General features: G+C 65.6%; 12 protein-coding genes. 5 read left to right on the forward strand and 7 right to left on the reverse strand.

All coding sequences use genetic code 11. The features are described from left to right. Positions 1-73: 73 nt before the first annotated feature. The 3 genes from B7X65_RS00765 to purL form a co-directional block, all read right to left on the reverse strand. On the reverse strand, positions 74-2,494 hold the full coding sequence (locus B7X65_RS00765; protein WP_293592088.1) for a catalase: 2,421 nt from the start codon (positions 2,492-2,494) through the stop codon (positions 74-76). A gap of 227 nt (positions 2,495-2,721) precedes the next feature. Further along, positions 2,722-3,504, reverse strand: coding sequence for a DUF2189 domain-containing protein (locus B7X65_RS00770; protein WP_293592436.1), 783 nt, complete (start codon positions 3,502-3,504; stop codon positions 2,722-2,724). Positions 3,505-3,678: 174 nt separating this feature from the next. Then, positions 3,679-7,713, reverse strand: a complete 4,035-nt coding sequence (gene purL / locus B7X65_RS00775; RefSeq protein WP_293592089.1) for a phosphoribosylformylglycinamidine synthase — start codon at positions 7,711-7,713, stop codon at positions 3,679-3,681. Positions 7,714-7,921: 208 nt separating this feature from the next. Between purL and map the strand changes: the two genes are divergently transcribed. From map to B7X65_RS00790, 3 genes are all read left to right on the forward strand, one after another. Then, positions 7,922-8,794 carry a type I methionyl aminopeptidase gene (map, locus tag B7X65_RS00780; RefSeq protein WP_293592090.1) on the forward strand — a complete coding sequence of 291 codons (873 nt, stop codon included), beginning with the start codon at positions 7,922-7,924 and terminating at the stop codon, positions 8,792-8,794. 46 nt (positions 8,795-8,840) lie between these two features. After that, positions 8,841-11,483 (forward strand): [protein-PII] uridylyltransferase, encoded by a 2,643-nt coding sequence (locus B7X65_RS00785; RefSeq protein ID WP_293592091.1) that lies wholly within the window; start codon positions 8,841-8,843, stop codon positions 11,481-11,483. A gap of 238 nt (positions 11,484-11,721) precedes the next feature. After that, the gene (locus B7X65_RS00790; protein ID WP_293592092.1) at positions 11,722-12,252 is read left to right on the forward strand and encodes an OmpA family protein; all 531 of its coding nucleotides are present in this window, start codon (positions 11,722-11,724) and stop codon (positions 12,250-12,252) included. A gap of 18 nt (positions 12,253-12,270) precedes the next feature. Here the strand turns inward: B7X65_RS00790 and def are convergent, their stop codons facing one another. Further along, a complete protein-coding gene (def, locus tag B7X65_RS00795) occupies positions 12,271-12,810 on the reverse strand; it encodes a peptide deformylase (RefSeq protein WP_293592093.1) in 540 nt (179 codons plus the stop codon). A 99-nt stretch (positions 12,811-12,909) separates the two neighbouring features. Between def and B7X65_RS00800 the strand changes: the two genes are divergently transcribed. Next, the gene (locus B7X65_RS00800) at positions 12,910-13,359 is read left to right on the forward strand and encodes a YbaN family protein (protein ID WP_293592094.1); all 450 of its coding nucleotides are present in this window, start codon (positions 12,910-12,912) and stop codon (positions 13,357-13,359) included. Between the two features lie 5 nt (positions 13,360-13,364). On the opposite strand, the gene ligA is transcribed toward B7X65_RS00800, so the two are convergent. The 3 genes from ligA to smc all read right to left on the reverse strand — a co-directional run bounded on the left by ligA (position 13,365) and on the right by smc (position 20,303). After that, a complete protein-coding gene (gene ligA, locus B7X65_RS00805) occupies positions 13,365-15,467 on the reverse strand; it encodes an NAD-dependent DNA ligase LigA (protein ID WP_293592095.1) in 2,103 nt (700 codons plus the stop codon). 11 nt (positions 15,468-15,478) lie between these two features. Beyond that, positions 15,479-16,546, reverse strand: coding sequence for a cell division protein ZipA C-terminal FtsZ-binding domain-containing protein (locus B7X65_RS00810; RefSeq protein WP_293592096.1), 1,068 nt, complete (start codon positions 16,544-16,546; stop codon positions 15,479-15,481). A 223-nt stretch (positions 16,547-16,769) separates the two neighbouring features. Further along, a complete protein-coding gene (smc, locus tag B7X65_RS00815; protein WP_293592097.1) occupies positions 16,770-20,303 on the reverse strand; it encodes a chromosome segregation protein SMC in 3,534 nt (1,177 codons plus the stop codon). A gap of 346 nt (positions 20,304-20,649) precedes the next feature. Here smc and dapC point away from each other — a divergent pair, with 346 nt between their 5' ends. Beyond that, positions 20,650-21,849: a succinyldiaminopimelate transaminase gene (gene dapC / locus B7X65_RS00820; protein ID WP_293592098.1), complete on the forward strand. Its 1,200-nt coding sequence runs from the start codon at positions 20,650-20,652 to the stop codon at positions 21,847-21,849.

Genomic DNA, 21,849 nt, shown 5'->3' on the forward strand with positions numbered 1-21,849 from the left:
GGGGCAGGCTCAAGCGCCTGCCAACCTTGAAAAAAAAGCGGCTCGAGGGCCGCTTTTTACATCTGCCCGGGGCTCAGACCAGGGGCGGGTCGGTTTCCCTTGCTGCATGACGCGGCCCGGCGAGCGCAGCCATGAAAGTCTCGATCGTGCTGGAGGCCGTGGCGGCGTCGGCCATGAGCAGGCCGGGGTCGGCCTTGCCGCCCGGCAAGGTGGCCGGCAGCCCGGCCTTGTCGATCAGGGCGCGTGAGGCGCCCAGCACCAGCAGGGTTTTGCCGTGGCGGTACTGGTCCTTGATGAACTCCATGGTGTGCCCATCCCTGGCCAGCGCCGCCGCCGCCTGCTCGCCGTCGGGCAGCACCAGGGCGTCAAACAGGAAGCCGGGTTCATTTTCCAGGGAAGCGTCCGCCTCCAGGGTATCGCCTTCCAGCGTGGCCACCGGTCCAATGCGCGGCGCCACCAGGCGCGGCACGGCGCCCTGCGCAAACAGCGCGGCCTGCACTTTCGCGATCGAGTCGCCGGCCACGCCGGGCGCGACCAGAACAGCCACTTTGCGGCCCTGGATGGAGCCGTCACCGGGCCTGGCCAGCAGGGACAGCGTCGGCGACACCGTGACTTCGGGCTTGGCCGGCTTGGCGAGTGCCCGCGGCAGCGCCGCCGGCAAGGTCTCCATGCCCAAGCCGTCGGCCACCTCGCGCGCCAGCGCCTCCGAGGCATTGCGCAACGAGCCCACCATGCGTTCGCGGATGGCCGGCACGGTGACCTTGCTCAACTCGAAGCGGAAGGCGGCCGCGATGTGCGCCTGCTCGACCGGCGTCTGGCTTTCATAAAACAGCGTGGCCTGCGTGTAGTGGTCGGCAAACTTCTCGGGCTTGCCGCGCACCTTGGCCTGGTCCTCTTTGGCCTGCAGGCGGGCGGCCACCGACACAAAACCTTGCGCCGCACCGGCCTGGAAGGGGCAACCGCCGGCCAGCGAGTTGGGCTCATAGGCGACCCGGCCGCGGTGGATGGCCTGGCGGTGCATGCCGTCGCGCTGGTTGTTATGTACCTGGGCAATCGGCGCGTTGATCGGGATCTCATGGAAGTTGGGCCCGCCCAGCCGCGAGATCTGGGTGTCCACGTAGGAATGGATGCGCCCGGCCAGCAGGGGGTCGTTGGAAAAATCAATGCCCGGCACCACATGCGCAGTACAGAAAGCGACCTGCTCGGTTTCCGCAAAAAAATTGTCGGGGTTGCGGTTGAGCACCATGCGGCCGACCTTCTGCACCGGCACCAGTTCTTCCGGTATGAGCTTGGTGGCATCCAGGATGTCGAAGCTGAATTCCTCCGCCTGCGCTTCGGTGAAGATCTGCACGCCCAGTTCCCATTCGGGGTAAGCGCCGGATTCGATGCGTTCCCACAGGTCGCGGCGGTGGAAGTCGGGGTCGGCGCCCGAGATCTTCACCGCCTCGTCCCACACCAGGGAGTGCGTTCCGTATTTCGGCTCCCAGTGGAACTTGACGAACACCGACTCGCCCGCCTCGTTGACAAAGCGGTAGCTGTGTACCCCGAAACCCTGCATGGTGGCGTAACTGCGCGGGATGGCGCGGTCGGACATCACCCACATCAGCATGTGGGTGGACTCGGGCATCAGAGAGACGAAGTCCCAGAAGGTGTCGTGCGCACTGGCGGCTTGCGGCATCTGGTGGTGCGGCTCGGGTTTCACGGCGTGCACCAGGTCGGGAAACTTCATCGCATCCTGGATGAAAAACACCGGCATGTTGTTGCCGACCAGGTCCCAGTTGCCCTCGTCGGTGTAGAACTTCACGGCAAAGCCGCGCACGTCGCGCGCCGTGTCCTTGGAGCCGCGCTCGCCGGCCACGGTCGAAAAGCGCACGAACACCGGGGTGATCTTGCCGGCTTCCTTGAACGGCGCCGCCTTGGTGAAACGCGTCAGCGGTTCATAAGCTTCGAAAAAACCGTGCGCAGCCGAGCCGCGCGCATGCACGATGCGCTCGGGAATGCGCTCGTGGTCGAAGTGGGTGAGTTTTTCCCGCAGCACAAAGTCTTCCAGCAGGGCCGGGCCACGCAAACCGAACTTGAGGGAGTTCTGGTTGTCGGCGATGGCCACCCCCTGGTTGGTGGTGAGGACGCGGCCGGCCGAATCAACGCGCACGCGGTCCAGCGGCTCGATGGTGGCGTTGAGGCCTTCCGGCGCGACGCTGCCGGTTTTTTCGGAGCCGTTTTCCTCGGTCAGGGTGCTGCCGCCGGGCAGCCTCGACTCGGGCTTTACCGTGGCCCCGCGCTGGGGGGCGATGGCGTTGGCAAAGCCGTGCTCGGCAGCTTTGGTGGGGTTGTGCGGCATGGCCGCCACCAGGGACTCCACCTGAGCCATCTTCTCTGCGGGCAGGTCGGCACCGGTGTCGGAGGGCAAGTGCGCGGGGCCAGTGTCGGTGTTGCGTGCAGCGGCTTGGGCGCCCGGCTTGCGTTTGTCGGCCGGCGGATTGGTTTTGGGCATGGTTTTGATGATGTTGGTAGAGGCAAAATCGCCAACAATCACGCTAAGATTGCGCCCCGCTGCGCTGTGTAGGACACGGTCCTGAGCGCAGGACGGAAAACCGGAGGGTGCGCCCACTGGGCAAGCAGGCGACCCGCGGGGCTTTCCGGTTGACGAAGGCTGCGCCACACCTTCGCCACCGGCACCTGTCGCCGGGCTGGCTTTCCCTGGCCGGGCTTACTCGTCCGTCAGGCGGGTACGGCCGGTGCTGGCGCCTCCCAGGCGAAGCTGCTGCGGTAGGCATGCCAGCTCGCGTGGCCCAGCCAGGGGCCGACCACCAGCAGACCCAGCGCCCAGGGCAACAGCATCGCGCCCAGGACCAGCAGCACGATCAGCGCCCCCCAGACCAGCATGGGTCCTGTGCGCCCCGCCACCACCTGGATGCTGGCAATGCCGGCGGTGATGGCATCGGTGTCGCGGTCCAGGATCATCGGGATGGACACCACGCAGGTGGAAAACACCAGTCCGGCGAAAACGCTGCCCACCACGGTGTATACCGCGATGAACTGCCAGTTCTGGGGATTGAACACCGCCTTCAGCACGCCGGCCGTGCTCGGCATGCCGGTGTTGAAAAACACGGCAAAAACGACCAGCGAGGCCCTGCCCCACAGCAGTTCCAGCAACATCACCACCAGCACCAGCATGCCCATGCTGCCCAGGTGGCTGTCCCAACAGGTCAGCGAGGCGCCCAGGCTTTGCGGCAGCCCCTGCTCGCGCCGCCGGCTGGACTCGTACAGCCCCATGGCCAGGAAGGGGCCGACCAGAAAACAGCCCGACACAAAGGACATGGTGTACTGCGGCAGGTTGCGGAACACCGCGCCCAGCACCACGGCCATGAGCCAGAAACAGATGCCATAAAACAGCGCAATGCCGCGCGCCGCCCTCAGGTCGCGCCAGCCGGCGCGCAGCCAGCGCACGGGGTCGCCCAAGCGCAGCGGCTGCAGTACGCGAACCTGCGGCGCTGGCGGCATGGCAAGGGCGGCGGTGGTGGTGGACTCGGGGGGATGGGCAGAGGCGTTCATGCGGCATTGAACCGCGCGCAGCGCCCCGGCGCATCAGGGCCAACCCGGGGCAAGCCCCGGGTGGCATGCTGAGATGCTATCTTTTAAATAGCAGTCAGCGCACATCCAAAAAGGGCTGGAGGCCTATTTCACCCATTTCCTGGCATTGCGCCAGATCTCCATCCACGGGCTGGACGCGCTGATGTCCTGGTCCGTCCAGCTCAGCTGCACATTGCGGAACACACGTTCGGGATGCGGCATCATGGCGGTGAAGCGGCCGTCGGCGGTGGTTACGGCGGTCAGGCCGCCGGCACTGCCGTTGGGATTGGCCGGGTAGGCTTCGGTCGGCTGGCCGTGGTGGTCGGTGAAACGCATCGCGGCAATCACCTTGGCGGCGTCGCCACGGTAGGCAAAGTTGGCATACCCCTCGCCATGCGCCACCGCAATCGGCAGGCGGCTGCCGGCCATGCCCTGCAGGAAGAGACTCGGTGAGTCGAGCACTTCGACCAGGCTCAGACGGGCTTCGAAACGCTCGCTGCGGTTGGTGGTGAACCGCGGCCAGGCCTCGGCGCCGGGAATGATGTCGGCCAGCTCGGCAAACATCTGGCAGCCGTTGCACACGCCCAGGCCAAAGGTGTCGGGGCGCCCGAAAAACGCCTGGAACTGGTCCGACAGCGCGGGGTTGAAGGTGATGGAACGGGCCCAGCCGATGCCAGCGCCCAGGGTGTCGCCGTAGCTGAAACCGCCGCACGCCACCACGCCGGTGAAGTCGGCCAGCTGCGCGCGGCCGGTCTGCAGGTCGGTCATGTGCACGTCGCAGGCCTCGAAGCCGGCCTGGGTGAAGGCGTAGGCCATTTCCACATGCGAATTGACGCCCTGCTCGCGCAGCACCGCGACCCGGGGCCGCGACAGGTTCAGCGCCGGCGCCTGCGGGCGCTTGGCCGGGTCGAACGTCAGATGGACGTGCAGGCCGGGGTCCAGCGGATCGCCGGCCGCCGCATGTTCGGCATCTGCGCAGGCCGGGTTGTCGCGCTGCTGGTTGATTTTCCAGCTCACGGCGTCCCAGACCTGGTGCAGGTCCTGCAGCTTCGCGCTGAAGACCGCCTTGGTATCGCGCCAGACCTGGATCTCGCCCTTGCCCACCTCAAGCGAGGCATGTTGTGGCCGGGTCTTGCCGATGAAGTGGCTGAATCTGGACAGGCCGTGTTCGCGCAGGGTCTGCATCACGGCATTGCGTGCCTCGGTCCGCACCTGGATAACGACACCCAGTTCTTCGTTGAACAGAGCCTTGAGCGTGAGCTCTTCCCGGCGCGCGCCGACCTGCGACGCCCAGTTCTTGCTGTCGCCGGTGTCCATGCGGCTGTCGGAAATGCCGTCGCCTTCGAGCAGCAGCATGTCGACGTTGAGCGAGACGCCCACATGGCCGGCAAAAGCCATTTCGCAGACCGTGGCCAGCAGGCCGCCGTCGCTGCGGTCGTGGTAGGCCAGCACCTGCCCCTGGGCGCGCAAGGCATTGATGGCCTTGACCAGGTTCACCAGGTCTTGCGGGTCCTCGAGGTCCGGCACGGCGCCGTCTTCGAGCTCGAGTGTCTGCGCCAGGATGGAGCCGCCCATGCGGGCCTGGCCCTTGCCGAGGTCGATCAGGATCAGTGTGCTGTCGGCCTCCGATGCGTCGAGCTGCGGCGTCAGCGTGCCGCGCACGTCGGCCAGCGTCGCAAACGCGCTGACGATCAGAGATACCGGCGAGGTGACCTTTTTGCTGGCGCCATCGTCGCTCCAGACCGTGCGCATGGACAGCGAATCCTTGCCGACCGGAATCGACACGCCCAGGGCCGGGCACAGTTCCATGCCGACCGCCTTGACGGTTTCATACAGTGCGGCGTCCTGGCCCGGCTCGCCGCAAGCGGCCATCCAGTTCGCAGAAAGCTTCACACGCGGCAGCTCGATCGGCGCGGCCAGCAGGTTGGTGATGGCTTCGGCCACCGCCATGCGGCCGGAGGCGGCGGCATTAACGACGGCCAGCGGCGTGCGTTCTCCCATGCTCATGGCTTCGCCGGCAAAACCCTGGTAATCGGCCAGCGTCACCGCACAGTCGGCCACCGGCACCTGCCAGGGCCCGACCATCTGGTCGCGGTGCGTCAGGCCGCCCACGCTGCGGTCGCCGATGGTGATCAGGAAACGTTTGGAGGCCACGGTCGGGTGGCTCAGGACGGCGATCACGCTTTTCTGCAGGTCGACGCCTGTCAGGGCCAGGGGCTTGATCTCATTGCGCACGGACTTGACGTCGCGCAGCATCCTGGGCGGTTTGCCCAGCAGCACGTTCATTGGCATGTCCACTGGGGCTGCGGCCTCCTTGTCGGAGAGCACCAGTTGTTTCTCTTCCGTCGCGACACCAATCACCGCAAACGGGCAACGCTCGCGCTCGCAAAAAGCCTGGAACTGCGGCAGCGATTCCGGCGCAATCGCCATCACATAACGCTCCTGGCTTTCGTTGCTCCAGATTTCCTTGGGCGACAGGCCGCTTTCTTCCAGTGGCACGGCACGCAGATCAAAACGTGCGCCGCGCCCGGCGTCGTTGACAAGTTCGGGGAAGGCGTTGGACAAGCCGCCGGCGCCCACGTCGTGGATGGCCAGGATGGGGTTGGCGCTGCCGAGCTGGGCACACTGGTTGATGACTTCCTGGGCACGTCGCTCGATCTCCGGGTTGCCGCGTTGCACCGAGTCGAAGTCGAGTTGCGCCGCATTGGCGCCCGAGGCCATGGAACTGGCCGCGCTGCCGCCCATGCCGATACGCATGCCGGGCCCGCCGAGCTGGATCAGCAAGGTGCCAGCCGGGAACAGGATTTTCTTCGTGAGGCCGGCGTCAATCGTGCCGACGCCGCCGGCGATCATGATGGGCTTGTGGTAACCCCAGCGCTGGCCGCCCACGGTCTGCTCGTACTCGCGGAAGTAGCCGGCCAGATTCGGCCTGCCGAACTCGTTGTTGAAGGCCGCGCCGCCCAGCGGGCCCTCGGTCATGATCTGCAGCGGGCTGGCGATGTGCTCCGGCTTGCCATACCCCTCACCCTTGCCGTCAAACAGGCGGGACACGGTAAAACCGGTCAGGCCGGCCTTGGGGCGGGAGCCGCGCCCGGTCGCGCCTTCGTCGCGGATTTCGCCACCGGCACCCGTCGATGCGCCAGGGAAAGGTGAAATCGCCGTCGGGTGGTTGTGCGTTTCCACCTTCATCAGCACATGGGTCAAGACATCGTTCGTAGCGCTATAACTTTGATAGCTGGTAGCGCCCACCCCTTCTGGGCTGGAGGCCGATTTGGCATAGAAGCGCTGGACCGGCAGGCCTTCCATGACCGAGGCGTTGTCCGAATAGGCCACCACCGTGTGTTGCGGGTTGAGTTTTTCGGTGTTGCGGATCATGCCGAACAGGCTTTTGTCCTGGGCCACGCCGTCGATCGTGAAATCGGCGTTGAAAATCTTGTGGCGGCAATGTTCGCTGTTGGCCTGGGCGAACATCATGAGTTCGACATCGGTCGGGTTGCGCTGGAGCCCGGTGAAGGCGGTGACCAGGTAATCAATTTCGTCGGCTGCCAGCGCCAGGCCGAACTCGCTGTTGGCCGCTTCCAGTGCCGCCTTGCCACCGGCCAGCACGTTGATGGTCTGCAGCGGCGCGCCCTGCAGCTCGGTGAACAGGCCGGCAGCCTGCGCCCGGTCGGTCATCACACTTTCCGTCATGCGGTCGTGCAGCAAGGCGGCGACCTGGTCGCGCTGGGCGTCACTGAGGGCCGTCTTGCTGAAAAAGCCCGATTTGAGGGTCAACCGGTATTCGGTGATACGTTCGATGCGCTTGATGGCCAGCCCGCAGTTGTGGGCGATGTCGGTGGCCTTGGAGGCCCAGGGCGAGACCGTGCCGAAACGCGGCGAGACGATGAACAGCAGCGCTTCATCCTCGTTCGCGGTACTCGCTGGGCAGGGATCGCCGTAAGTCAGCAGCGCCGCCAGCCGGGTTTTGAGTGCTTCGTCAGGCGGTGACCCGATGGCCACCAGGTGCACGAAGCGGGCGCTGATGCCCGCGATCTTGCCCTCGATGGCTTGCAGGCGCGGCAGGAGTTGCTGGACGCGAAAGTCGCTCAGGGCGCTGATGCCGTGGGCGTCGCCCTCGAAAGTCGTCAGATGCAGGGTCACGGTGGCGGTGGCCTTGTAGTGGGAGGTGGGCAGCTCACAAGCTGTTTTGGGGTTTAGCACCGCCTGCAGGCGCAGAAGGCTGGGGGAGTCGCGTTAACCCGTAATTTTATCAGTGAGTCGGTGCCGGGCCGCGGCCGGCCGGGCCCGCCAAAGACCGGGCAAAGAGGGGTGCCATGCAGCGCCGGTGTGGCAGTGGGATAATCTCCCCATGAGTATTACGTACAAAGACGCAGCAGGCATCGAGGGTATGCGGGTCGCCTGCAAACTGGCTTCCGAGGTGCTGGACTACCTGACGCCCTTCGTGAAGGCCGGTGTCACCACCCGGGAAATCGACAAACTCGCCAACGACTACATGGTCAATGTGCAGGGCACCGTGTCGGCCACGCTGGGTTACCAGCCGCCCGGTTACCCGCCCTACCCGGCTTCGTTGTGCACCTCGCTGAACCACGTGGTCTGCCACGGCATTCCCAACGACAAGCCCTTGCGCAAAGGCGACATCATGAACATTGATGTCACCGTGATCACCAAAGATGGCTGGTTCGGCGACAACAGCCGCATGTACATGATCGGCGACGTGTCGATTGCGGCCAGGCGCCTGTGCAAGGTCACTTACGAGGCCATGTGGCACGGCATCATGCGTGTCAAACCCGGTGCCCGTCTCGGCGACATCGGGCATGCGATCCAGACCTTCGCGGAAAAACAGGGTTTCACCATCGTGCGCGAGTTCTGCGGCCACGGTATCGGCAAGCGTTTCCACGAGGAGCCTCAGGTGCTGCATTACGGCCGCCCCGGCACACTCGAAGAGCTCAAGCCCGGCATGACTTTCACGATCGAGCCCATGATCAACGCCGGCAAGCGCGACATCAAGGACGGCCCCGAAAAAGACGGCTGGACCATCGTGACGCGCGACCACTCGCTGTCGGCGCAGTGGGAGCACACGATCCTGGTGACCGAAACCGGCTATGAAGTGCTGACGCTGTCGGCTGGCAGCCCGGCCATTCCTGACTTTGTGCCACAGCCGGCGCCGCAGGCGGCCGCGGCGAAGGCCGAGACCCCCTCGACCGCCGATTCGGCCGCCTGAGCCGGCTGCGCCCCGCGCCCTCCCGCGCCCACAGCGCCTGCTGCCCATGCTTTCCGCGCTGCCCCCTGCTTCGTCGTCCACCACCGAACCGGCCCGCTTGCGCGAGCATTACCGGGCCGGCAAAAAAGCTCTGCTGACCTCGCTGGCCGGCAGCGGCGCATCCACACGAGGCATCCGCAGCCTGCTGCGCAAGCTGGCCCGGCACACCGACGACACCTTGCGCCAGCTCTGGCAACGCGCCGGATTCCCGGCCGGCTACTGCCTGGTGGCGGTCGGCGGGTTTGGCCGGGGCGAGCTGTTTCCGCATTCCGACGTCGACGTCCTGCTGCTGCTGCCTGACGATGCCCGGGTGGACAGCGATGCGGAGCTGAAGACCCGGATCGAGAGCTTCATCGGCAGTTGCTGGGACACCGGCCTGGAGATCGGCTCCAGCGTGCGCACGGTCGGCGACTGTGTCGAGGAAGCCGCCAAGGACGTGACGGTGCAGACCTCGCTGCTCGAAGCGCGGCTGCTGGCGGGCTCCAGAACGATGTTTGCTGCCCTGTTGAGGCAGCTTGAGGGCGTGCTGGACCCGCAGGCCTTTTTTGTAGCCAAGACACTGGAGCAGCGCCAGCGCCACAACAAATTCGAAGACACGCCCTACTCCCTGGAGCCCAACTGCAAGGAGTCCCCGGGCGGACTGCGCGACCTGCAGGTCATCCTCTGGGTGGCACGCGCGGCCGGGCTGGGCAAGTCCTGGGACGACCTGGCGCGTAACGGGCTGGCCACGGCCTTCGAGGTCCGCCAGATCAAGGCCAACGAAGCCCTGCTGAGCCTGATACGCGCCCGCCTGCACCTGCTGGCCGGCCGGCGCGAGGACCGCCTGGTGTTCGACCTGCAGACCGTGGTGGCCGAGTCCTTCGGTTATGCAACGGTGACCCACAGCGACACCGGACGGGTGGTCTCGCGCGCCAGCGAAGCGCTGATGAAGCGCTTTTACTGGACCGCCAAGGCGGTGACCCAGCTCAACCAGATCCTGTTGCTCAACATCGAGGAGCGCCTCAACCCCAGCGGGCAGGCGCCGCAGCCGATCAACGAACGCTTCCTGAACAAGGCCGGCATGATCGAGGTGGCCAGCGATGACCTCTACCTGGCCCACCCGCACGCCATCCTTGAGACCTTTCTGGTCTACCAGACCACCGTGGGTGTCAAGGGCCTGTCGGCCCGCACTCTGCGCGCGCTGTACAACGCACGCGGCGTGATGGACGCGCGCTTCAGGCGCGATCCGGTCAACCGCGACACTTTCCGGCAGATCATGCAGCAGCCCACGGGCATCACCCATGCGATGCGCCTGATGAACCAGACCTCGGTGCTGGGCCGCTACCTGTGGGTGTTCCGCCAGATCGTCGGGCAGATGCAGCACGACCTGTTCCACGTCTACACGGTGGACCAGCACATCCTGATGGTGCTGCGCAATGTGCGGCGCTTTTTCATGGCCGAACACGCGCATGAATACCCGGCGTGTTCGCAGCTGGGGGCCGGCTGGGACAAGCCCTGGATCCTGTACATCGCCGCCCTTTTCCACGACATTGCCAAGGGCCGTGGCGGCGACCATTCCGACCTCGGCCGCAAGGACGTGCGGGTGTTTTGCCGCCAGCACGGCATTGCCGCCGAAGACGCCAAGCTGATCGAGTTCCTGGTGGGCGAACACCTGACAATGAGCCGCATTGCCCAGAAGGAAGACCTGAGCGATCCGCAGGTCATTGCCGGGTTTGCCAAACGTGTCGGCAACGAGCGTTACCTGACCGCGCTTTACCTGCTCACCGTGGCCGACATCCGCGGCACCAGCCCCAAGGTGTGGAATGCCTGGAAAGGCAAGCTGCTCGAAGACCTCTACCGCTACACGCTGCGCGTGCTGGGCGGGCGTGCGCCCGATGCGGACGCCGAGGTCGAGGCCCGCAAGCGCGAGGCCCTGACCATCCTGGCCCTGCATGCCGAACCCTTCGAGGCGCACAAGGCCCTGTGGGACTCGCTGGACGTCAGCTACTTCATGCGCCACGAGGCCGGCGACATTGCCTGGCATGCGCGCCACCTGTCGCGCCATGTGGGCACGGCCAAATGTATTGTGCGGGCGCGCCGCTCGGCCGCCGGCGAAGGCCTGCAGGTACTGGTGTACACGCCTGACGCGCCCGACCTGTTTGCCCGCATCTGCGGTTATTTCGAGGAAGCCGGTTTCAGCATCCTGGACGCCAAGGTCCACACCGCCAAGCCCACCAGAGGTACAAGCGGTTATGCGCTGGACACCTTCCAGGTGGTCAGCCCGACCCTGGCCGACCACTACCGCGAACTCGTGGCCATGGTCGAAGCTGACCTGGACCGCGCCATTGAAGAAAATGGCCCACTGCCGCCGCCGGGCAAAGGCCGGGTGTCGCGCCGCGTCAAGAGTTTCCCGATCACGCCGCGCGTGGACCTGCGCCCCGACGAAAAAGCCCAGCGCTGGCTGCTCAGCGTCTCGGCCAGCGATCGCGTGGGCCTGCTGTATTCGATCGCCCGCGTGCTGGCCCGCCACCGCATCAACCTGCAACTGGCCAAGGTCACCACCCTGGGCGAACGTGTGGAAGACACCTTCCTGATCGACGGGCCGGAGCTGCAGCACAACAAGGCGCAGATCGCCATCGAGACCGAACTGCTCGAAGCCCTCGGGGCCTGAGCGTACCAGCAGTCACAGGCCGGTTCGGCCGCTTTCCGTCCATCCTGGGCCCCATGCTTGAAGAATATTTACTTATTTAAATCAACAGGTTAAACGATTTTCTTCATGTTACACATGATCACTGTTTGAGGCTTGTGATGGGCTGCCAGAAGCAGACAATGAACGAACAGCGGACTGGCAGCCAGGAAAAAAATGGTGGCCAGCCCCGCAACCGGACATTTCACCGAAGGAGCTTGCCATGCATGCCCAGACACACACCCTGTTGACCCGTGAGCAGCAGTTGCACGCCTCGGGCGAATGCGACGACGACGGCCGGCCCCTGGCCCGTCAGGTCTTTTTTGAACCCGACAACTGGCTGGTGCCCGAGAGTTATGACGACCTGCTGGCCGCCCACGCGGCCTGGCTGGCCGACCGGCCCGAGCAGCGGGTGCTGGTTTCCGGCCACAGCTACGGCACCGGTAGCCACCGCTTTTTCTGGTTGATGGGCGACCGCCGCGCCATGGCCGTGCGCTCGGCGCTGATCAAGGCCGGCGCCGGATGCAAGCAGGTGCTGATCCAGAGCCGGGGCGCGGCCCGGCCGCTGATCGAGCTGGCCGGTGAAGAAGTCGCGCAGTACCGCCGCCGTGTCACGCTGGACTACCTGGACGCCCGTATCGAGACCACGCCGCCGGTGCCACCCGAAGGTTCCGCCGCTTGGTGGCGCTCGGTGTTCGGTTCCGGCGGCAAGGCGCGCCTGCCGGCCGACCGCCCAGCGACTCAGGCCGGGTGAAACCCCACTTGGAAAGACTCAGTCGTCCTCAGACGCATCCAGGCCCGGGAACAGCACCTCGGTGTAGCCGAACTGCGTGAGGTCCCGGATGCGCATCGGGTACAGCACCCCCATCAGGTGGTCACACTCGTGCTGCACCACCCGTGCGTGAAAGCCATCCACCGTGCGGTTTATCGGATCGCCGTAAGGGTCGAAGCCGGTGTAGCGGATGCTTGAGAAGCGCGGCACCACGCCGCGCAGGCCGGGCACCGAAAGACATCCCTCCCAGCCGTTTTCCATGTCGTCCGACAAGGGCGTGATGACCGGATTGAGCAGCACCGTGCGCGGCACCAAGGGCGCGTCGGGGTAACGCGGATTCACCGCATCCGTGCCAAAAATCACCAGCTGCAGGTCCACACCGATCTGCGGTGCGGCCAGGCCGGCACCGTTGACGGCGCGCATGGTTTCGAACATGTCGGCCACGAGCAGGTGCAGTTCATCGGTGTCGAAACCCGTCACGGGCTGGGCCACCCGCAGCAGGCGCGGGTCACCCATTTTGAGAATGTCGCGTACGGTCATGAAAATCCTGTGTGCTCTGTCGTCAAAACGTCGAGCATACAGAAAGAGAAAGAAAGAAGGCGGGACGGCCGTGTTGCCCGCTGCACGGCAAAATGGGGAATGTCCGAACCATCCCGCCGCCAGCCGGCCCTTCCCGCCGAGCCGGCCGCCCCGCTTCCTCTGGTGACGCGCTGGACGCTGCTGGTTCTGGCGCTGCTGAGCCTGGCCCTGGGCGTGATCGGCATCTTTGTGCCGGTGCTCCCCACCGTGCCTTTTGTCCTGCTCTCGGCCTGGGCGGCTGCCCGCAGCTCGCCGCGCCTGCTGGCCTGGCTGGAAAGCCATACCTCCTTTGGACCCATGCTGGTCGAGTGGCGCCGCGGCGGTGTGGTGCGCCGGCGCGCCAAATGGGCGGCCACGGCGGTCATGGGCGTGAGCGCCGCCATCATGCTGGTGGTGGTGCAGCACCGCTGGGTGGCCGTGCTTGCCATCGGCTGCATGGCGGGTGTGCTGGCATGGCTGTGGCGCCGGCCCGAACAATTCAGTGACGAAGCTGTGCCGCCGGAAACCTGAACGGTTCAGTCGGCTGGATCCGCCAGCATCGCCAGCAGGGCTGCTTCGTCGATGATGGCCACACCCAGCTCCTGCGCCTTGGTCAGCTTGCTGCCGGCTTCCGTGCCGGCGACCACAAAATCGGTTTTTTTGCTGACCGAGCCCGCCACCTTGCCGCCCGCGGCTTCCACCCTGTCCTTGGCCTCGTCGCGGCTCAGCGTCGGCAGCGTGCCGGTGATGACAAAGGTCTTGCCGGACAGCGGCTGCGGCGCGCGTGCCGCCGGTTCGCCCTCCGGCCAGCTGACGCCGCAGGCGCGTAACTGCTCGACTACCTCGCGGTTGTGTGGCTGGTCGAAGAAGGTGCGTATGCTCTGGGCGACGATGGGGCCGACATCGTTAACCTCGAGCAGTTGCTCCTCGGTCGCGTCCATGACCGCGTCGAGGCTGCCGAAATGGCGCGCCAGCTCTTTGGCCGTGGCTTCGCCGACATGGCGGATGCCCAGGCCGAACAGGAAACGCGGCAAGGTCGTCTGCTTGGACTTTTCGAGGGCCTCGAGCAGGTTGTTGGCGGATTTGTCAGCCATGCGCTCCAGGCCGGCGAGCGCCGTTAGGCCCAGGCGGTACAGGTCTGGCAGGGTGCGGACTACGCCGGCGTCGACCAGTTGCTCGACCAGCTTGTCGCCCAGACCCTCGATCTCGACCGCGCGCCGGTGCGCGTAATGCAGGATGGCCTCCTTGCGCTGGGCACCGCAGAACAGGCCGCCGGTGCAGCGGTAGTCGGCTTCGCCCTCTTCCCGCACGGCGTCCGAGCCGCACACCGGGCAGGTGCGCGGCATGGTGAACTGCGGGGCGTCCTGCGTCCGTTTGTCGAGCAGCACACTGACCACCTCGGGGATCACGTCGCCGGCGCGGCGCACGATCACCGTGTCGCCGATGCGCACGTCCTTGCGCCTGGCCTCGTCCTCGTTATGCAGCGTGGCGTTGGTCACCGTCACGCCACCGACAAACACCGGCGCCAGCTTGGCCACCGGCGTGAGTTTGCCGGTGCGGCCGACCTGCACGTCAATCGCCAGCACCGTGGTCATCTGCTCCTGGGCGGGGTATTTGTGCGCCACAGCCCAGCGCGGCTCGCGCGTCACGAAACCGAGCTTTTTCTGCAGCGCCAGGCTGTTGACCTTGTAGACCACGCCGTCGATGTCGTAAGGCAGTTGGTCGCGCGCACGACCGATTTTTTCGTGGAATGCTATCAATTCAGAAGCGCCTTGCGCAGTCTGCGTCTGGGCTGCAACCGGAAAACCCCATGATTTGAGGGTCAGCAGCAACTGGAAGTGAGTGTCGAAGTCGGGTCCGCCCTCTTCAGGCGGCGTGACTTCGCCGACGCCGTAGGCAAAAAAGCTCAGGGGGCGCTGCGCGGCAATCGCCGGGTCGAGCTGGCGCACGGCACCGGCCGCCGCATTACGCGGGTTCACAAAGGTTTTTTCACCCTTCGCACCTTTTGCGATTTTTTCGCGTTGCCGCTCATTGAGCGACTCGAAATGGTCGCGGCGCATGTAGACCTCGCCGCGCACTTCCAGCACCGTCGGAGCATCCTTGGGCAGGCGCAACGGGATCTGCCGGATGGTGCGGATGTTCTGCGTCACGTCCTCGCCGGTTTCGCCGTCGCCGCGCGTCGCCGCCTGCACCAGCACGCCATGTTCGTAACGCAGGTTGATCGCCAGGCCGTCGAACTTGAGTTCGGCCACGTATTCCACCGGTGGATCACCCTCCCCCAGTCCGAGCTCCTTGCGCACGCGTACATCGAAATTCTGCGCACCCGTCGCCTCGGTGTCGGTTTCGGTGCGGATGCTCAGCATGGGCACGGCATGGCGCACGCTGGCGAACTGGTCCAGCGGCTTGCCGCCCACCCGTCTTGTTGGCGAATCCGGGCTGGCCAATTCAGGGTGCTGCGCTTCCAGCGCCTGCAGTTCCTGGAACAGCCGGTCGTATTCGGCATCCGGAATGGCCGGCTCGTCGAGCACGTAGTAGCGGTGCGCATGTTCGTTGAGCTGGTCGCGCAGGATGGCGATACGTTCGGCAGGCGCCGGCGCTTTCCGCGGCTCGGACGGCGCAAACATGTCAGGGGTGACCATGGGAAGAAAATTCAGGAGAACAGGCGCCGGCCCAGCGCAGAGCCGGCCGGCATGTCGCGGCCTTCCAGCGTGTCGTAGAGCTGTTCGAGGTCGGCGTGGATGACTTCCATGGTCTCGGGCCGGATCGGCTGGCCCTGGTCGTCGATGATCACGCCGTCCATGCTGGTGGCCAGCGTGATCGCGGCCTCGCACATGCGCACAAACGGTTGCTCGGACCGCAGCACCTGCGGCACATCCAGTGACAGCGTCAGTTCGCGCAGGGCGGTCTGCTCCGGGTCTTCGGCCATGGCCGCCTGCGTGTCGAAAGCCAGGCCCAGGATGGGCGCATGGCCGGACTCGCTGGCCGGCAACACCATGCGGCCGGGGATGGACCCGGTGACAAATCCGAGCTTGGCGGCGCTCTGGTGAACGTACCCGGGGCTCCAGGCGGTGTTTTTCGCGCGCAGCGTGAAGCTCAGCTGCGCATCGTGGGCGCTGGCAAAGTTGTCCAGTTCACGGGCCCGGGCGACCTCGTCGAGCATGTCGGGGAACTCGGGCTGGCCGTCAATCGCATCGGCAAAGGCCTGCGCCTTGATGACAAACTCTGAAAACTCGATCTGGTTCAGTGCGCCCGTGCGGTTGGCCAGCTGCACGCCGGCCTGGAAGGCGCTGTAACGCTGGCCGGCGAAGGGGGTTTCCCAAGCCCCAGTGGCGACATTCAGGCCCTCCACCGCAAACGGCTTGCTGCCGGCGCGGCGCGTGGAGGGCATGGCCGCCAGAGCGGCTTCGCCCGAGACCGGCGCGTCCACCAGAATCGGCGCCATGACGTCGATCAGCGCATCGAGCCCGGGTTTTTTCTCGGGCACGGTCAGGGCGGTCAACACGTCGAGGCTGGAGTCGCGGTCAAAACCGGGCTCCTGGCGCTCCGGCGCTGCGTCCAAGGAAGGCTCGCCGACCGGCTCCACTGGCGGGTTTGCCGCCGCCGGGTCGGGCGTGGCGCGCCGCGGCAGGTTTTTGCGGGCGGACCAGGTGCTGTGGGCCACCACGATCGCAAGAATCAAACCGCCGAGTATGGCCAAACTGATCTGGAGTGTGCTCAAGACATGACCCCCACGGTCGCGCACTTCGTGTCGCTCTCGAGGCCTTGCAGGCCGCCGCTCGCCAGAGGCTTCGCTTCTGTCGCCTGTCCAAAGCTGCTCAAGCAGCTTTGGAGCCGCAGGCTCCAGCCCCTCGGGGGCCGCTGCGCCTGCGGCCCGGCAAAGCCGGTTCCGCGGCCCCTGCTTGACTGGGAAACCCTCAGTGAGCGTGCTTTACAGACATTCGTCATGCCGCCTCCGCGAAACCAAGCGCTGCTTCCATGTCGACGGCCACGATGCGCGAAACGCCCTGCTCCTGCATGGTCACGCCGATCAGTTGTTCGGCCATTTCCATGGCGATCTTGTTGTGGCTGATAAAGAGGAACTGGGTTTCCTTGCTCATGCTGGCCACCAGCTTGGCATAACGCTCGGTGTTGGCGTCGTCCAGCGGTGCGTCCACCTCGTCGAGCAGGCAGAACGGTGCGGGGTTCAGTTGGAAAATCGCAAACACCAGCGCAATCGCGGTCAGGGCCTTTTCGCCGCCCGACAGCAGGTGGATGGTCTGGTTTTTCTTGCCCGGCGGCTGGGCCAGCACCTGCACGCCGGCGTCGAGGATTTCCTCGCCGGTCATCACGAGTTTGGCGTTGCCGCCGCCGAACAGGCGCGGGAACATCTCGCCGAAATGGCGGTTGACCGTCTCGAAGGTGGTTGACAGCAGGTCGCGCGTTTCGGCGTCGATCTTCTTGATCGCATCTTCCAGCGTCGTCATGGCCTCGTTCAGGTCGGCCGACTGGGCATCGAGGAACTGCTTGCGTTCGCGGGCGCTGCTGAGTTCGTCCAGCGCGGCCAGGTTCACGGCGCCCAGGGACTGGATGTCGCGGTTGATGCGGTCGATCTCGCCCTGCAGGCCGGTCAGGCGCACATTGCCGGTCTGGATGGATTGTTCGACGGCAGCCAGGTCGGCCTGCGCATCGGCCAGCAACTGCGCGTACTGCTCGAAACCCAGGCGCGCGGCCTGCTCCTTGAGCTGGAACTCGGTAATGCGCTGGCGCAGCGGATCGAGTTCGCGCTCGAGCTGCAAGCGGCGCTCATCACTGGCGCGCAGCTTGGTGGTCAGGTCGTCGTACTGGCTGCGTTTGGCGCCGAGGTCGGCTTCGCGCTCGAGCTTGACGTTGAGGGCGTCCTGCAGGCCAGCCTGGGCCGCGGCGTCCGTCAGGCGCGAGAGTTCCTCTTTGGCGCGTTCTTCCTCGCCGGCAATCGACGCGGCCTGCTGCGCGGCGATGTCGATGGAGCGCGTCAGCTCGTCGCGGCGCGAGGCCAGGCTGCGCAGCGCAAATTGCGCTTCCTGCGACTGGCGCTCGAGGGCGCGCTGCTGCTCGCGTGACTCGTTCAGTTTGCGCTCGGCCTCGATGACGCGGTCGTCGAGCTGGGCGTGGCGCTCCTGGCTGTCGGCCAACTGCATGTCCAATTCTTCAAAGCGGCCTTCGGCCGTCACCCTGCGCTCCTGCAGGTCGTTCATCTGCGCGTCGATTTCAGCGAGGTCGCCGGCAATCTGCTCGCTGCGCGCCCGGGTCTGTTCGGCCAGCTGGGTCAGGCGCAGCACCTCGACCTGCAGCTCGTGCGTGCGGCTCTGGCCTTCGGCGGTTTCGCGGCGCGCCGTGGCCAGGCGCTGCGCCGCATCGGCGTAGGCGGCTTCGGCGCGAATCAGGGCACTGCGTGCCTCGTCGCTGATCAGGGCCTGGGCACGCAGCTGTTTTTCGAGGTTTTCGATTTCCTGCGCCCTGGCCAGCAGGCCGGCCTGCTCGGAATCCTGGGCGTAAAAACTCACGCTGTGCAGCGTGACCGCGTGGCCACTTTTCACGTAAATGACTTCACCGGCCTGCAACTGATGGCGTGCCGCCAGCGCTTCATCGAGGCTGGCCGCGGTCAGGCAGCCGTGCAGCCAGTCGCCCAGCAGCGCCGTCTGGCCGGCATCACCGAGGCGCAGAAAATCGGCCAGGGGTTTGAGGCCGCTGGCGGAAGCGCTGGCCGGTGCGGTGGCCGTTGGCGGTGAATAAAACGACAGTTTGGCCGGCGGTGTGTCGCGCCCGTCTGTGCCCGCAAAACCACGCACCATGTCCAGGCGCGAGACTTCCAGCGCGCCCAGCCGCTCGCGCAGCGCGGCTTCGAGGGCATTTTCCCAGCCCTGCTCGATGTGGATGCGGCTCCACAGGCCCTGCAAGCCATCAAGGCCATGTTTGGCCAGCCAGGGCTTGAGCTTGCCGTCGGTCTTGACTTTTTCCTGCAACGCCTTGAGCGCTTCCAAACGCGCCGACAGCTCGGCCTGCCGGGCCGATTCGGTGTTCACGGCCTGCTGTTTGTTGCGCCGGTCTTCGTCGAGCTGGGGCACGCTGTCGGTCAGCTCGTGCAGTCTGGCCTCGGCTTCGTCCTGCGCTTCCTTCGCCGCGGCGAACTGGGTGTTCAGATTGACGAGGCGCGCTTCGTCGGGTGCGTTGAGGGCGTTTTTGTCCGCGGTCAGGCGCTCGTGGCGCAGGCTCAGGGTGCGTGACTGTTCCTCGATGTTGCGCTGGTCGGCCGCCAGCACCTGGATCTGCTGCTGCACCTGGCCTACGCTGGTGCGCTGCTCATTGGCTTTGGATTGCGCGGCACGCAGCGCTTCTTCGAGGGCGGGCAACTGCCCGGCCTGGTCTTCGCTCTGCGCGGCCAGCAGCTCGGCCTGCTCTTCAGCCTGAATCGCCCGCTCGGTCAGGGTTTCGGTTTCCAGCGCGGCATCTTCCTTGCGCGCGGCCCACTGGCTGGTCTGTTCCTTGAGTTGCGCCAGGCGCTGCTCGACGCGTTGCCGGCCTTCGACCACAAAACGGATTTCGGCCTCGAGCCGCCCGACTTCGGCGCTGGCTTCGTACAGCTTGCCCTGAGCCTGGTTGACCTGGTCGCCGGCGGCGTAATGCGCCTGGCGGATGGTTTCCAGGTCGGCTTCGATATGGCGCAGGTCGGCGATGCGGCTTTCGAGGTCGTTGACCGACTTGGCGGCATCGGCCTTGACCTTGGCCTGGTCGGCCTCGCTTTCGGCGCGTTTGAGGAACCAGAGCTGGTGCTGCTTGAGCGTGGCGTCGGCGTGCAGCGTGTTGTAACGCAGCGCAACCTCGGCCTGTTTCTCGAGTTTTTCGAGGTTGGCATTGAGCTCGCGCAGGATGTCCTCGACGCGGGTCAGGTTCTCGCGCGTGTCGCTCAGGCGGTTGGCGGTTTCGCGCCGGCGTTCCTTGTACTTGGAGACACCGGCCGCTTCTTCGAGGAACAGGCGCAGCTCTTCGGGCTTGGATTCGATGATGCGGCTGATCGTGCCCTGGCCGATGATGGCGTAGGCGCGCGGGCCCAGACCGGTGCCGAGGAACACGTCCTGCACGTCGCGCCGGCGCACCGGCTGGTTGTTCAGGTAGTAGCTCGAGGTGCCGTCACGTGTCAGCACGCGCTTGACGGCAATTTCGGCGAACTGGCCCCACTGGCCGCCGGCACGGTGGTCGGCATTGTCGAACACCAGCTCGACGCTGGAGCGGCTGGCCGGCTTGCGCAGATTGGTGCCGTTGAAGATCACGTCCTGCATGGATTCGCCGCGCAACTCGCTGGCCTTGCTTTCGCCGAGCACCCAGCGCACGGCGTCCATGATGTTGGACTTGCCGCAGCCGTTGGGGCCGACCACACCGATCAGCTGGCCCGGCAGCACGAAATTGGTCGGCTCCGCGAACGATTTGAAGCCGGATAACTTGATTGAATTGAGACGCACGGCGGACCCTGTTTTTATTCCTGGCGCTGGGAGATGCCTGAAGCTAAGCTGTTGATTTGCATGGCATTTTTCTGGAACGCCCGGCTTGCTTCAGGCAATGCACAGCCCGCAATGTTACCCGAGCCCGACGCCCGGGCCGCTGTAAAAAATGGTGACCGGGGCCATGCGGGGCGCAGTGGCGGTGGCGGTGCCCCCTTCCGTGCCCGGTTCTTGCCGGAATTCATGCATCAAAATGGCCTCCAGCCCTTGTCTGCCATGCGCAGTCAGCTATTTTTTTCGTAGCAAATCGGCTGTTGAGGCTGGCCAGCCGCCACCCGCGTGGTGTTCACACGGGATAATCCGGGCCATGAATCCATTGTTGAAACGCCTGCAGCCCTACCCCTTCGAGCGGCTGCGCCAGCTCCACGCCGACGTGACGCCGAACCCGGCTTACCGCCCCATCAGCCTGGGTATTGGCGAGCCCCGGCATGCGACGCCGGAACTGATCAAGGCCGCCCTGAGCGCCAGCCTGGCCGGGCTGGCCAGTTACCCGGCCACCGCCGGCGAACCGAAACTGCGCCAAGCCATGGCCGACTGGCTGCAACGCCGTTACGGCCTGGCGCTGGACCCGGCCACGCAAATCCTGCCGGTCAACGGCTCGCGCGAGGCCTTGTTTGCGCTGGCACAGACGGTGATAGATCCGACGCAAGCTGGTGCGACGGTGGTCAGCCCGAACCCGTTTTATCAAATCTACGAGGGCGCGGCGCTGCTGGCCGGTGCGGACACCTGGTTCGCACCCAGCGACCCGGCGCGCAACTTCGCGGTGGACTGGGCCGCCGTGCCGCAGGATGTCTGGGCAAAAACGCAGCTGCTGTTTGTCTGCTCGCCCGGCAACCCGACCGGCGCGGTCATGGGCCTGGACGAATGGAAGCTGCTGTTTGAACTGAGCGACCGCTACGGCTTTGTGATTGCCTCGGACGAGTGTTACAGCGAAATCTATTTCCGTGAGGAGCCGCCGCTGGGCTCCCTGCAGGCCGCGGCGCAACTGGGCCGGCACGACTTCAAAAACATCATCGCGCTGACCAGCCTTTCCAAACGCAGCAACGTGCCGGGCCTGCGCAGCGGCTTTGTGGCCGGTGACGCGGCGCTGATCAAGCCTTTTCTGCTGTACCGCACCTACCACGGCAGCGCCATGAGTCCCATCGTGCAGGCGGCCAGCATCGCCGCCTGGAACGACGAGAAACATGTGGTGGAGAACCGCGCGCTGTACCGCGAAAAGTTTGCCCGGGTCACCCCTCTGCTCGCCAGCGTCATGGACGTGGCCCTGCCTGACGCCGGCTTCTACCTGTGGGCGCAGATTCCGGCACGTTTTGGCAACAACGACCCTGCGTTTTCGCGCGAACTGCTCGCTCTTTACAATGTGGTGGTGTTGCCCGGCAGTTACCTTGCCCGCGAAGCCCGGGGCCACAACCCCGGTACCGGGCGCATCCGCATGGCGCTGGTGGCTGAAACCGCTGAATGTGTTGAAGCTGCCGAAAGAATCGTTCAATTTATCCAATCCACCTGA

It is taken from the genome of Polaromonas sp. 39-63-25, from assembly GCF_002278925.1.
Classification (GTDB): domain Bacteria; phylum Pseudomonadota; class Gammaproteobacteria; order Burkholderiales; family Burkholderiaceae_C; genus Polaromonas.